Raw genomic sequence first — 12,001 nt, forward strand, 5'->3', positions numbered from 1 at the left:
CGTTCCCGGTCACGTGATCCACGTCATTGTGAGGTCAAAACCGCATGTCAGAGCCAATGTCGGACCCAATGTCAGACCGTAAGTCAGATCGCATGTCCGTACCGAGTCCCGCCCCGTCCACCGTCGCACCCGCAACGCGAGGAGACACCGTGGTCACCGACGCACCACCACCTCCGGAAGCCGGAACCCATCTCCCCTCCACCGAGGAGTTCATCGAGATGCAGGAGAGCGCGGAGTTCGGTGAACTGCGCCGCTCCTACCGCTCCTTCGCCTTCCCGCTGACCGTCGGCTTCATCGTCTGGTACTTGCTGTACGTCCTGCTCTCGAACTACGCGGGCGACTTCATGGGCACCAAGGTGTTCGGCAACATCAATGTCGCCCTGGTGCTCGGACTCGCCCAGTTCCTCACCACGTTCCTCATCGCCTGGTGGTACGCGCGGCACGCCGCCGCGAAGCTCGACCCCAAGGCCGAGGCCATCAAGTCCCGCATGGAGGACGGCGCATGAGTCCCGTTCAGACGACTGTCCTGGCCGCCGGTGAGCGGTCCTTCCTGGCCGCCGGTGAGGCCAGTGAGCACCGGCCGCTGATCATCACCCTGTTCGCGGTGTTCGTCGTCGCGACCCTCGTCATCACCGTATGGGCGGGTCGCCAGACCAAGGACGCCGCCGACTTCTACGCCGGCGGACGGCAGTTCACCGGCTTCCAGAACGGCCTGGCCGTCTCCGGTGACTACATGTCCGCCGCGTCCTTCCTCGGCATCGCCGGCGCCATCGCCCTCTTCGGGTACGACGGCTTCCTGTACTCCATCGGCTTCCTGGTCGCCTGGCTCGTCGCCCTGCTCCTGGTCGCCGAGCCGCTGCGCAACTCCGGCCGCTACACGATGGGCGACGTCCTCGCGTACCGCATGCGCCAGCGCCCGGTCCGTACGGCGGCGGGCACCTCCACGATCGTGGTGTCGATCTTCTACCTGCTGGCCCAGATGGCGGGCGCGGGCGTCCTGGTCTCGCTGCTCCTCGGCATCACCAGCGACGGCGGCAAGATCGGCATCGTCGCCCTGGTCGGCGTCCTGATGATCGTGTACGTCACCGTCGGCGGGATGAAGGGCACCACCTGGGTGCAGATGGTCAAGGCGGTGCTGCTGATGGCCGGCGCCCTGCTGCTCACCTTCCTGGTGCTGCTGAAGTTCAACTTCAACATCTCCGACCTGCTCGGCTCGGCGGCCGACAACAGCGGCAAGGGCGCTCCCTTCCTGGAGCCCGGCCTCAAGTACGGCCTCTCGTCCCTGACCAAGCTGGACTTCATCTCCCTGGGCATGGCGCTGGTCCTGGGCACCGCGGGCCTGCCGCACATCCTGATCCGCTTCTACACGGTGCCCACGGCCAAGACCGCGCGGAAGTCGGTGAACTGGGCGATCGCCCTCATCGGCAGCTTCTACCTGATGACCCTCGCCCTCGGCTTCGGCGCCGCCGCGCTGATCAAACCGGACGAGATCATCGCCTCCAACAAGGCGGGCAACACGGCGGCACCCCTGCTCGCACTGCACCTGGGAGGCGTCGATTCCAGCTGGGGCGCCATCCTGCTCGCCTCCATCTCCGCCGTCGCCTTCGCCACGATCCTCGCGGTCGTCGCCGGTCTGACGCTGGCCTCGTCCTCCTCGTTCGCGCACGACATCTACGCGAACGTCATCAAGAAGGGGCAGGCCACAGAGAAGCAGGAGGTCAGCGCCGCCCGCTACGCGACCATCGCCATCGGTGCCGTGTCCATCGGCCTCGGCGCCCTCGCCCGTGACCTGAACGTCGCCGGTCTGGTCGCGCTCGCCTTCGCGGTCGCCGCGTCCGCCAACCTGCCGACGATCCTCTACAGCCTCTTCTGGAAGCGGTTCACCACGCAGGGAGCGCTCTGGTCGATCTACGGCGGTCTCACCACGGCGGTCGGCCTGGTGCTGTTCTCGCCCGTGGTCTCGGGCAAGCCCACCTCGATGTTCCCCGACGTCGACTTCCACTGGTTCGGGCTGGAGAACCCTGGCATCATCTCGATCCCGGTCGGATTCCTGCTGGGCTGGCTGGGCACGATCCTGTCCAAGGAGGAGCCGGACGCCGGCAAGTACGCCGAGCTGGAGGTCCGTTCCCTCACGGGCACCGGAGCGCACTGACTCGTTCCCCTCGACGGCCGCGTCGTAGATCCCTACGACGCGGCCGCGCCGTACGCCGTAGGAATGGGCCGATGCCGATGTCAGTCGTGTCACGTAGGCTCACAGATGCCCGACGCTTGTGATCCGCATCGAGGGAGGGGGCCCACGTGCTCATCGACACCTACGGCCGAGTGGCTACCGACCTGCGCGTTTCATTGACGGACCGATGCAATCTCCGGTGTACGTACTGCATGCCCGAAGAGGGCCTGCAGTGGCTGGCCAAGCCCGATCTGCTCACGGACGACGAGATCGTCCGCCTGATAGAGATCGCGGTCACCAGCCTCGGCATCACCGAGGTCCGCTTCACCGGCGGCGAGCCCCTGCTGCGCCCCGGCCTGGTCGGCATCGTCGAACGGGTCGCCGTGCTCGAGCCCCGCCCCGAGATGTCCCTGACGACCAACGGTATCGGGCTCAAGCGCACCGCGACCGCCCTGAAGGCGGCGGGCCTGGACCGGGTGAACGTCTCGCTGGACACCCTGCGCCCCGACGTCTTCAAGACCCTCACCCGCCGCGACCGCCACAAGGACGTCATCGCGGGCCTCGAAGCCGCCCGCGACGCGGGCCTCACCCCGGTCAAGGTCAACTCGGTCCTGATGCCCGGAATGAATGACGACGAGGCCCCTGGCCTGCTGGCCTGGGCGGTGGAGCATGACTACGAGCTCCGCTTCATCGAGCAGATGCCCCTGGACGCCCAGCACGGCTGGAAGCGCGACGGCATGGTCACGGCTGGCGACATCCTGACCTCCCTCCGCACCCGGTTCGAGCTCACCGAGGAGGGCTCCGCTGAGCGGGGTTCCGCCCCCGCCGAGCGCTGGCTCGTCGACGGCGGCCCGCAGCGCGTCGGTGTGATCGCCTCGGTCACCCGCCCGTTCTGCTCGGCCTGCGACCGTACGCGCCTCACGGCCGACGGCCAGGTCCGCACCTGCCTGTTCGCCACCGAGGAGACGGACCTGCGCGCCGCCCTTCGCTCCGGCGCCCCCGACGAGGAGATCGCCCGCATATGGCGGGTCGCGATGTGGGGCAAGAAGGCGGGCTCGGGCCTGGACGACCCGTCGTTCCTCCAGCCGGAGCGCCCGATGTCGGCGATCGGCGGCTGACGCAGGCCTCGCAGGGCTCTGGCGGCTGACGCAGGCCTCGCTGGGCCCCGGCGGCCGGCTCAGCCTCGCAGGGGCCGGGCGGCTGACGTCCCCGGGCTCCGACGGCTGACGTCCCCGGAGCGGTCAGCCCTGCTCCTCAGGGGCTTCCCACTCGTCGAGCTTCACGACGTCCTTCAGAAACCCGCGCACGCCAAGGAACTTGGACAGATGCTCGCGGTGCTCCTCGCACGCGAGCCATGTCTTCCGCCGCTCCGGCGTGTGCAGCTTCGGATTGTTCCAGGCCAGCACCCACACGGCGTCGGCGCGGCAACCCTTGGCCGAGCAGATGGGGGAGGCGGGTTCGGTGCCGGGGACGTTCAGGTTCACGCCCCGACCCTAACGGAGGCCGCGCCTCATGAACGCCGCGCCGTCTGACGCCCGGACACCAGCACCTCGACCACCTGCCGGAGAATCCCCATGGCGCGGAACGCGCTGGGATGACGCGACTGCGGCAGGACCAGCACGGCCAGTCCGATGACGAGAAGCGTCAGGCAGACGAAGGCCAGGGGAACGAGCACCGTTAATGCGGTGACAAACCTGACATTTTGCCAGATCGCAAGCATAAGGGGCCTCCTGGCGCGTGGATGATGGGCTGGCCGGTGCCGGTCCGGGTCGGTCCGTTCTCCGGCCGGGGGATGCGGAGCGCGTCCGTAGGATGCCACGGAGTACCGGCTGCCCTGCACCGGAACATCATGATTGATCTGAGCTTTTCCTGAGCTTGGCAGCAAGCGTTGTGGTAGAGAACCCTCGGTGACACGGAGGCCGCTCAGACGATGCGGCCCCTCGATCCAGCCCCTCAAACATCGCGATCCGGCCCCCACAAAAGGCGACGCCGAGCAGCCACGGGGGGAGCTGCCCGGCGTCGGTCCGTCGCTCCGACGGGGGATGCGGAGCGCGTACGAAGTATGTCACGGGTAACCCGCCGCCGGGCACTGGACAGCGCGATTGAACTGAGCTTCTTTTGAGCTTGGCACACGGTCGGATTCCGCTTTCGCGGCACCCTCCGTGCACGGGGTCAGCTCAGGTCGTGCGGCTCGCGCTGCGGCCGCGTTCCGGGGTCGGCGGCGACGTCCTCCGGGACGGATTCCGCGAAGTCCTCCGGGACGGATTCCGCGGAGCCGCCCGGGACGGATTCCGCGACGTCGTCCTCCCGCGGCGGAGCGATCATCGGACGGGTGGGGGCGTTGACGAACGTCGAGGGAAGCGACGGCGCGTTCTCCCGGCCCGCGTTGGCGATGACCACGGCGATGTAGGGCAGCAGCAGTCCGAATACCAGCGCGACGATCGCGACGTGCCGCTCGACGTTCCACAGGGTGGCGGCGAGGATCACGGCAACCGTGCGGACGGACATCGAGATGACATAGCGACGCTGCCTGCCCCGTACGTCCTCGTCGAGCCCCTGCCTGGCTCCGGTGATCCGGAAGACCTGGGCATTGCTCTGCTTCCGCATCACGTTCCACCACCCGCCTGTGTCGGACGCTCCCCGGTCCGTAGCCGGTCCGAACCCGTCAGGGAGCAGACCCGAGCAACACCAACGTTACGCCGCGGCTGCGCCGCATTCGAGACCGGGTCATGTTCTGACGTGGCCGGACAGGATGCGACGTACCACGTATGGCTCCGCCCGGCAGGCGCCGTACGGCGGACGGCCCGAGACTGGGCCTACTGCTCACGGGAGCCGTACTAGGAGGCAGACATGGGCTGGTTGTGGGCGATCATCGTCGGATTCGTGCTGGGCCTGCTGGCCAAGGCGATCATCCCGGGCAAGCAGCACAGTCCTCTCTGGCTGACCACGATTTTCGGCATTCTCGGCGGCATTGTCGGCAACGCGATCGCCCGGGCGGTCGGCATCGAGAGCACGCGAGGCATCGACTGGGGCCGGCACGTGCTCCAGCTCGTGGCCGCGATCGTCATCGTCTTCCTCGGCGACATGCTCTACATGGCGGTGCGGGGCAGCAAGGTGAAGGCCTGACGGCCGAGCCGGAGGGTTCGGCGGTACGACGAAGGGGGCGGCCCGTGACGGAACCGCCCCCTTCGTACGCGCGTCGCCGATGCCTCAGGCGCCCGTGACCTCCACCGCGGCCAGGTTCTTCTTGCCTCGGCGCAGGACCAGCCAGCGTCTGTGCAGCAGGTCCTCCTTGGCGGGGACCGCGTCCTCGGCGGCGACCTTCACGTTGTTCACGTACGCCCCGCCCTCCTTGATCGTGCGGCGCGCGGCCGACTTGCTCGCCACCAGACCGACCTCCGCGAAGAGGTCCACGACCGGTCCGAGCTCGGTGACCTGGACGTGCGGCACCTCGGACAGGGCCGCAGCCAGCGTCCTGTCGTCGAGACCGGCCAGCTCGCCCTGCCCGAAGAGGGCCTTGGACGCGGCGATCACGGCGGCCGTCTGGTCGGCGCCGTGCACCAGCGTCGTCAGCTCCTCGGCGAGTGCGCGCTGCGCGGCACGGGCCTGGGGACGCTCCTCGGTCTGCCGCTCCAGCTCTTCCAGTTCCTCGCGGGACTTGAAGGACAGGATCCGCATGTACGTCGAGATGTCACGGTCGTCCACGTTCAGCCAGAACTGGTAGAACGCGTACGGCGTCGTCATCTCGGGGTCGAGCCAGATGGCACCGCCCTCGGTCTTGCCGAACTTGGTGCCGTCCGCCTTCGTCATCAGCGGCGTCGCCAGCGCGTGCACATTGGCGTGCGGCTCCAGCTTGTGGATCAGGTCCAGACCCGCGGTCAGGTTGCCCCACTGGTCGCTGCCGCCCTGCTGCAGCGTGCAGCCGTAGCGCCGGTAGAGCTCGAGGAAGTCCATGCCCTGCAGCAGCTGGTAGCTGAACTCCGTGTAGCTGATGCCTTCCTCGGACTGGAGGCGACGGGCCACCGAGTCCTTCGTCAGCATCTTGTTGACCCGGAAGTGCTTGCCGATGTCGCGCAGGAACTCGATGGCCGACAGGCCGGCCGTCCAGTCCAGGTTGTTCACCATCACCGCGGCGTTCTCGCCGTCGAAGGACAGGAACGGCTCGATCTGCGCGCGCAGCCTGGTGACCCAGCCGGCGACCGTCTCCGGATCGTTCAGCGTGCGCTCCGCCGTCGGGCGCGGGTCGCCGATCTGGCCGGTGGCACCGCCCACGAGGGCCAGCGGACGCAGACCTGCCTGCTGGAGCCGGCGCATGGTGAGGACCTGCACAAGGTGGCCGACGTGGAGGCTGGCCGCCGTCGGGTCGAAGCCGCAATAGAACGTGACGGGACCGTCCGCGAGCGCCTTGCGCAAAGCGTCCTCGTCAGTGGACAGGGCGAACAGCCCCCGCCACTTCAGCTCGTCGACGATGTCCGTCACGGTTCTCGTATCTCCTTGGATGGTCCAGCAATCACGTACGAGGTTATACGCCCCGACTGACAGAGCTCATATTGAAGTCCGGCACCCGCAGCGCGGGCATCGCGGCCCTGGTGAACCAGTCGCTCCACTCACGGGGCAGTGTCCTTTCCGTGCGCCCCGCCTCGGTGGCCCGCCCCAGCAGGTCCACCGGCGACTCGTTGAAGCGGAAGTTGTTCACCTCGCCGACGACCTGGCCGTTCTCGACGAGGTAGACGCCGTCCCGGGTCAGCCCGGTCAGCAGCAGCGTCGCCGGGTCGACCTCGCGGATGTACCAGAGGCAGGTCAGCAGCAGACCGCGCTCGGTGGCGGCGACCATCTCCTCCAGGGAGCGGTCCTCGCCGCCGTCCAGGACGAGGTTGCCGATCGTCGGCGTCACCGGGAGCCCGGTCAGGCCCGCGCTGTGCCGGGTGCTCGACAGGTGCTTCAGCTCGCCCTCGCCGATCCACTCGGTGGCATGGAGCGGCAGCCCGTTGTCGAACACGGACGCGTCGTCGCCGGAGGAGTGCGCGAGGACGAAGGGCGCGGACTCCAGGCCCGGCTCGTTCGGGTCACTGCGCAGCGTCAGCGGCAGGTCGGTGAGCTTCTCGCCGACACGGGTGCCGCCGCCGGGCTTGCTGAAGACGGTCCGGCCCTCGGCCGCGTCCCGGGCCGCCGCCGACCACATCTGGTAGATCAGCAGGTCCGCGACGGCCGTCGGCGGCAGCAGCGTCTCGTAGCGCCCCGCGGGCAGGTCGATGCGCCGCTCCGCCCAGCCGAGCCGTACGGCCAGCTCCGCGTCCAGCGCCGCCGGATCGACGTCCTTGAAGTCCCGCGTCGACCGTCCCGCCCACGCCGACCGCGTACGGTCCGGCGACTTGGCGTTCAGCTCCAGCGTGCCCTTGGGCTGGTCGTGCCGCAGGCGCAGCCCCGTCGACGTACCGAGATAGCTGGAGACGAGTTCGTGGTTGGCGAAGCCGTACAGCTCGCGACCGCCCTCGCGCGCACGGGCGAACGATTCGCCGAGCGCCGGCGCGAAGTCCGTGAACACGGCGGACGAGGTCTCGGCGGGCGCGTCCGTGAAGTCGGGGGACTCCGGCACGCCGGTGATCAGCGGCTGGGCGTCCTCGGCGGGCCCCGCTCCACGCGCGGCGGCCTCGGCGGCCCGCACCAGCGGCTCCAGCTCGTCGGCGGTCACGGCCGAGCGCGAGACGACGCCCGACGCGGTGCCCTCGCGGCCGTCGACGGTGGCGATGACGGTCAGCGTGCGCCCGCGCGTGACCCCGTTCGTGGTCAGCGCGTTGCCCGCCCAGCGCAGGTTCGCGGTCGACTCCTCGTCGGCGATCACCACGCAGCCGTCGGCACGGGACAGTTCGAGGGCGCGCTCGACGATCTCGTGCGGCTTGTTCGTACGGGCGCTCATCGACCGGCCTCCTGCGTCGTGTTCAGAATGTTGACGCCCTTGAAGAGGGCGGACGGGCAGCCGTGCGAGACCGCCGCGACCTGGCCCGGCTGAGCCTTGCCGCAGTTGAAGGCACCGCCCAGGACATACGTCTGCGGGCCGCCCACCGCGGCCATCGAACCCCAGAAGTCGGTGGTCGTGGCCTGGTACGCGACATCCCGCAGCTGGCCGGTGATCCGGCCGTTCTCGATCTTGAAGAAGCGCTGCCCGGTGAACTGGAAGTTGTAGCGCTGCATGTCGATGGACCAGGACCGGTCGCCGACGACGTAGATGCCGCGGTCGACGCTTCCGATGAGGTCCTCGGTGGACAGCCCACCGGGATCCGGCCGCAGGGAAACGTTCGCCATGCGCTGCACCGGCACATGCCCGGGGGAGTCGGCGTACGCGCAGCCGTTGGAGCGCTCGAAGCCGGTCAGCTTCGCGATGCGCCGGTCCAGCTGGTAGCCGACGAGCGTCCCGTCCTTGACGAGGTCCCAGGACTGGCCCTCGACGCCCTCGTCGTCGTACCCGATGGTCGCGAGGCCGTGCTCGGCGGTGCGGTCACCGGTGACGTTCATCAGCGCGGAGCCGTACCTCAGCTTGTTCAGCTGGTCGAAGGTGGCGAAGGAGGTACCGGCGTACGCGGCCTCGTAGCCCAGCGCGCGGTCCAGCTCGGTGGCGTGGCCGATGGACTCGTGGATGGTCAGCCACAGGTTGGACGGGTCGACGACGAGGTCGTACACGCCCGCCTCGACGCTCGGCGCCCGCATCTTCTCGGCGAGCAGCTCCGGGACCTGCACGAGCTCGGACTCCCAGTCCCAGCCGGTGCCCTGCAGGTACTCCCAGCCGCGCCCGACCGGCGGCGCGAGGGTCCGCATCGAGTCGAACTCGCCGCTGGACTCGTCGACGGCGACCGCGGTGAGCTGCGGGTGCAGCCGGACGCGCTGCTGCGTGGTCAGGGTCCCGGCGGTGTCGGCGTAGAACTTGTTCTCGTGCACGGTCAGCAGCGAGGCGTCGACGTGACTGACACCCTCGGCCGCCAGCAGCCGGGCGCTCCAGTCGGCGAGCAGCCCCGCCTTCTCCTCGTCCGGCACGGAGAAGGGATCGATGTCGTACGACGAGACCCACGTCTTCTCGGCGTGCACCGGCTCGTCCGCCAGCTCCACCCGCTCTTGAGATCCAGCCGCCTTGATCACCTGGGCCGACAGCTTCGCCATCGCGACGGCCTGCGACGCCACCTTCGCGGCGGCGTCCATCGTCAGATCAACACCCGACGCGAACCCCCACGTACCGCCGTGCACCACCCGCACCGCGTACCCCAGGTCCGTGGTGTCCGACGACCCGGAGGGCTTGGCGTCCCGCAGCCGCCAGGACGCGCTGCGCACCCGCTCGAACCGGAAGTCCGCGTGCTCCGCACCGAGGGCACGCGCGCGTGCGAGCGCGGCGTCGGCCAGGGCACGCAGCGGTAGTGCCGTGAAGGATTCGTCGATGGAATGAGGCACGGAGGTCTCCCTGCTGTCGTGGCCTGTCGGGACCGATCATGTCGCGCGGGCGGGCCCGGCGGCCACACCTTTCCGTCGCCAAGCCGCGGCTTTCTGTAGGGATCCGACAGTCAGTCCCCGATGCCACTGTCGGTGCCCGATTGTCCGCGCGGCGGTCCGGACCGATAGGTTTTCGACGAAGGCGCCTGTCCAGCAGGGGTTCCAGTCCGCTAAGAAAGGGTGATCCGTTGAGCCGCTCGGTTCTCGTCACCGGAGGCAACCGGGGCATCGGCCTCGCCATCGCCCGCGCGTTCGCCGAGGCCGGCGACAAGGTCGCGATCACATACCGTTCGGGTGAGCCGCCGGCCGCCCTCACCGACTTGGGCTGCCTCGCCGTCAAGTGCGACATCACCGACACCGAGCAGGTGGAGCAGGCCTACAAGGAGATCGAGGCCGAGCACGGCCCGGTCGAGGTCCTGGTCGCCAACGCCGGCATCACCAAGGACCAGCTCCTGATGCGCATGTCCGAGGAGGACTTCACCTCGGTCATCGACACCAACCTCACCGGCACCTTCCGCGTCGTCAAGCGCGCCAACCGCGGCATGCTGCGCGCCAAGAAGGGCCGCGTCGTGCTCATCTCGTCGGTCGTCGGCCTGTTCGGCGGCCCCGGCCAGGCGAACTACGCCGCCTCCAAGGCCGCCCTCGTCGGCTTCGCGCGCTCCCTCGCCCGTGAGCTGGGCTCGCGCAACATCACCTTCAACGTCGTCGCGCCCGGCTTCGTCGACACCGACATGACCAAGGCGCTCACCGACGAGCAGCGTGCGAACATCGTGTCGCAGGTGCCGCTCGGCCGCTACGCGAAGCCCGAGGAGGTCGCCGCGACGGTGCGTTTCCTCGCCTCGGACGACGCCTCGTACATCACTGGAGCCGTCATCCCCGTTGACGGCGGACTGGGAATGGGTCACTGATCACCATGAGCGGAATTCTCGAGGGCAAGCGCGTCCTGATCACCGGTGTGCTGATGGAGTCCTCCATCGCCTTCCACACCGCCAAGCTGGCGCAGCAGCAGGGCGCCGAGATCATCCTGACCGCGTTCCCGCGTCCCACGCTGACCGAGCGCATCGCCAAGAAGCTCCCCAAGCCCACCAAGGTCATCGAGCTCGACGTCACCAACGAGGAGCACCTCGGCCGCCTCGCCGACATCGTCGGTGAGGAGCTGGGCGGCCTCGACGGTGTCGTCCACTCCATCGGCTTCGCGCCGCAGGACGCCCTCGGGGGCAACTTCCTCAACACGCCGTTCGAGTCGGTCGCCACGGCCATGCACGTCTCGGCGTTCTCCCTGAAGTCGCTGACCATGGCCTGCCTGCCGCTGATGCAGAACGGCGGCTCGGTCGTCGGCCTCACCTTCGACGCGCAGTACGCGTGGCCGCAGTACGACTGGATGGGCCCGGCCAAGGCCGCGCTCGAGGCCACCAACCGCTACATGGCGCGCGACCTGGGCAAGCAGAACATCCGCTGCAACCTCATCTCGGCGGGCCCGATCGGCTCCATGGCCGCCAAGTCCATCCCGGGCTTCGGCGAGCTCGCCGCCGTGTGGGACTCCCGTTCGCCCCTGGAGTGGGACCTCAAGGACCCGGAGCCGGCCGGCCGCGGTGTCGTCGCCCTGCTGAGCGACTGGTTCCCGAAGACCACGGGCGAGATCATCCACGTGGACGGCGGTCTGCACGCGATCGGCGCGTAAACGCTTACGCAAGCGTTTACGTTCGTACGCCTCCGCTGACGTTCGTACGCCTTCGCTGACGTCCGTACGCCTTCGCCTACGTTCGTACGCCTCCGACGCCCCGTTTCCCGCAGCGCGCGGGGAGCGGGGCGTCGCCCGTTCGGCCCAGCTGACCGGGCGGGGGGAGCGGCGTCCCGCGCACGCTGGGAGTACGCACCGCCCCGCACTCGTACGGCGAGGAGGTCCCCTTGTGCGCCTGTCCCGCCGCTTTGCCCCGGTGTTCGCCGCTGTCGCTCTCGTGATGGCCGTGCCGTACGAGGCGATGCCCCACGCGCGCGTGGGGCACGACGGTGTGGGGCGCGAAGGAGTGGCATCCGAACAGTCCCCTGTGCCCGGTCTGTTCGGCGCCGAGTGCCGCACCACGACCAGCGGGTCCCATGCCGTCGCGTACTGCCACAACCCCTATGTGGACACCGACCGCGTACGGCTGCACATAGAGTGCGCCCGCTGGTGGGACATCGACAGCGACGGCGCGCCGGTCGAGGTGGGACCCGCCACGACGGTGCGGCTCACCGGCCGTTGCTGGAAGGAGATCCTGTCGGTGTGGGTCAGTCACCAGAGGTGACGTCCCGGTCCTTCCGGCCTATGGGGCCTGTCCGGCGGATCATGTCGGAGACGCGGGGCTTGGCACGCCC

13 protein-coding genes are annotated in these 12,001 nt (G+C 69.1%); 7 read left to right on the forward strand and 6 right to left on the reverse strand.

Going from position 1 to position 12,001, the window contains the following annotated elements; all coding sequences use genetic code 11:
* Window positions 1-149: 149 nt before the first annotated feature.
* The 3 genes from C4B68_RS31285 (at window position 150) to moaA (ending at window position 3,288) form a co-directional block, all read left to right on the forward strand.
* Entirely contained in the window at window positions 150-506 is a 357-nt protein-coding gene (locus tag C4B68_RS31285; RefSeq protein WP_240634536.1) for a DUF485 domain-containing protein, read from the forward strand.
* The gene (locus C4B68_RS31290; protein ID WP_099504665.1) at window positions 503-2,152 is read left to right on the forward strand and encodes a solute symporter family protein; all 1,650 of its coding nucleotides are present in this window, start codon (window positions 503-505) and stop codon (window positions 2,150-2,152) included. Before C4B68_RS31285 ends, C4B68_RS31290 begins: the two co-directional genes overlap by 4 nt.
* Window positions 2,153-2,298: 146 nt before the next feature.
* Window positions 2,299-3,288: a GTP 3',8-cyclase MoaA gene (moaA, locus tag C4B68_RS31295; RefSeq protein WP_099504666.1), complete on the forward strand. Its 990-nt coding sequence runs from the start codon at window positions 2,299-2,301 to the stop codon at window positions 3,286-3,288.
* Window positions 3,289-3,411: 123 nt separating this feature from the next.
* Here moaA and C4B68_RS31300 read toward each other — a convergent pair whose 3' ends face one another.
* The 3 genes from C4B68_RS31300 to C4B68_RS31310 all read right to left on the reverse strand — a co-directional run bounded on the left by C4B68_RS31300 (window position 3,412) and on the right by C4B68_RS31310 (window position 4,777).
* A complete protein-coding gene (locus C4B68_RS31300; RefSeq protein ID WP_099504667.1) occupies window positions 3,412-3,654 on the reverse strand; it encodes a hypothetical protein in 243 nt (80 codons plus the stop codon).
* A 26-nt stretch (window positions 3,655-3,680) separates the two neighbouring features.
* Complete coding sequence (locus C4B68_RS31305; protein WP_099504668.1) at window positions 3,681-3,890, reverse strand: hypothetical protein; 210 nt, start codon at window positions 3,888-3,890, stop codon at window positions 3,681-3,683.
* Window positions 3,891-4,342: 452 nt separating this feature from the next.
* Entirely contained in the window at window positions 4,343-4,777 is a 435-nt protein-coding gene (locus C4B68_RS31310) for a DUF3099 domain-containing protein (RefSeq protein WP_099504669.1), read from the reverse strand.
* A 243-nt stretch (window positions 4,778-5,020) separates the two neighbouring features.
* Between C4B68_RS31310 and C4B68_RS31315 the strand changes: the two genes are divergently transcribed.
* Window positions 5,021-5,296, forward strand: coding sequence for a GlsB/YeaQ/YmgE family stress response membrane protein (locus tag C4B68_RS31315; RefSeq protein ID WP_099504670.1), 276 nt, complete (start codon window positions 5,021-5,023; stop codon window positions 5,294-5,296).
* Window positions 5,297-5,380: 84 nt separating this feature from the next.
* Here the strand turns inward: C4B68_RS31315 and tyrS are convergent, their stop codons facing one another.
* Genes tyrS through C4B68_RS31330 form a run of 3 tightly spaced genes read right to left on the reverse strand, consistent with a single transcriptional unit; the run spans window position 5,381 to window position 9,607 of the window.
* The gene (gene tyrS, locus C4B68_RS31320; protein WP_099504671.1) at window positions 5,381-6,649 is read right to left on the reverse strand and encodes a tyrosine--tRNA ligase; all 1,269 of its coding nucleotides are present in this window, start codon (window positions 6,647-6,649) and stop codon (window positions 5,381-5,383) included.
* 43 nt (window positions 6,650-6,692) lie between these two features.
* A complete protein-coding gene (locus C4B68_RS31325; protein WP_099504672.1) occupies window positions 6,693-8,087 on the reverse strand; it encodes a metallopeptidase TldD-related protein in 1,395 nt (464 codons plus the stop codon).
* Window positions 8,084-9,607 carry a TldD/PmbA family protein gene (locus tag C4B68_RS31330; RefSeq protein WP_099504673.1) on the reverse strand — a complete coding sequence of 508 codons (1,524 nt, stop codon included), beginning with the start codon at window positions 9,605-9,607 and terminating at the stop codon, window positions 8,084-8,086. Before C4B68_RS31330 ends, C4B68_RS31325 begins: the two co-directional genes overlap by 4 nt.
* A gap of 227 nt (window positions 9,608-9,834) precedes the next feature.
* On the opposite strand from C4B68_RS31330, the gene fabG reads away from it, so the two are divergent.
* The 3 genes from fabG to C4B68_RS31345 all read left to right on the forward strand — a co-directional run bounded on the left by fabG (window position 9,835) and on the right by C4B68_RS31345 (window position 11,931).
* Window positions 9,835-10,554 (forward strand): 3-oxoacyl-[acyl-carrier-protein] reductase, encoded by a 720-nt coding sequence (fabG, locus tag C4B68_RS31335; protein WP_099504674.1) that lies wholly within the window; start codon window positions 9,835-9,837, stop codon window positions 10,552-10,554.
* 5 nt (window positions 10,555-10,559) lie between these two features.
* Window positions 10,560-11,327 carry an enoyl-ACP reductase FabI gene (gene fabI, locus C4B68_RS31340; RefSeq protein ID WP_099504675.1) on the forward strand — a complete coding sequence of 256 codons (768 nt, stop codon included), beginning with the start codon at window positions 10,560-10,562 and terminating at the stop codon, window positions 11,325-11,327.
* 229 nt (window positions 11,328-11,556) lie between these two features.
* The gene (locus C4B68_RS31345) at window positions 11,557-11,931 is read left to right on the forward strand and encodes a hypothetical protein (protein WP_099504676.1); all 375 of its coding nucleotides are present in this window, start codon (window positions 11,557-11,559) and stop codon (window positions 11,929-11,931) included.
* Window positions 11,932-12,001 lie beyond the last annotated feature (70 nt).

Origin of the sequence: Streptomyces dengpaensis (assembly GCF_002946835.1) — a bacterium.
GTDB lineage: Bacteria > Actinomycetota > Actinomycetes > Streptomycetales > Streptomycetaceae > Streptomyces > Streptomyces dengpaensis.

What these genes read in the sequence shown, in the direction of transcription:
- C4B68_RS31290 (WP_099504665.1), top strand. Translation starts at nt 503, where the DNA reads ATGAGTCCCGTTCAGACGACTGTCCTGGCCGCCGGTGAGCGGTCCTTC.
- C4B68_RS31305 (WP_099504668.1), bottom strand. Translation starts at nt 3,890, where the DNA reads ATGCTTGCGATCTGGCAAAATGTCAGGTTTGTCACCGCATTAACGGTG.
- C4B68_RS31310 (WP_099504669.1), bottom strand. Translation starts at nt 4,777, where the DNA reads ATGCGGAAGCAGAGCAATGCCCAGGTCTTCCGGATCACCGGAGCCAGG.
- C4B68_RS31315 (WP_099504670.1), top strand. Translation starts at nt 5,021, where the DNA reads ATGGGCTGGTTGTGGGCGATCATCGTCGGATTCGTGCTGGGCCTGCTG.
- C4B68_RS31325 (WP_099504672.1), bottom strand. Translation starts at nt 8,087, where the DNA reads ATGAGCGCCCGTACGAACAAGCCGCACGAGATCGTCGAGCGCGCCCTC.
- fabI (WP_099504675.1), top strand. Translation starts at nt 10,560, where the DNA reads ATGAGCGGAATTCTCGAGGGCAAGCGCGTCCTGATCACCGGTGTGCTG.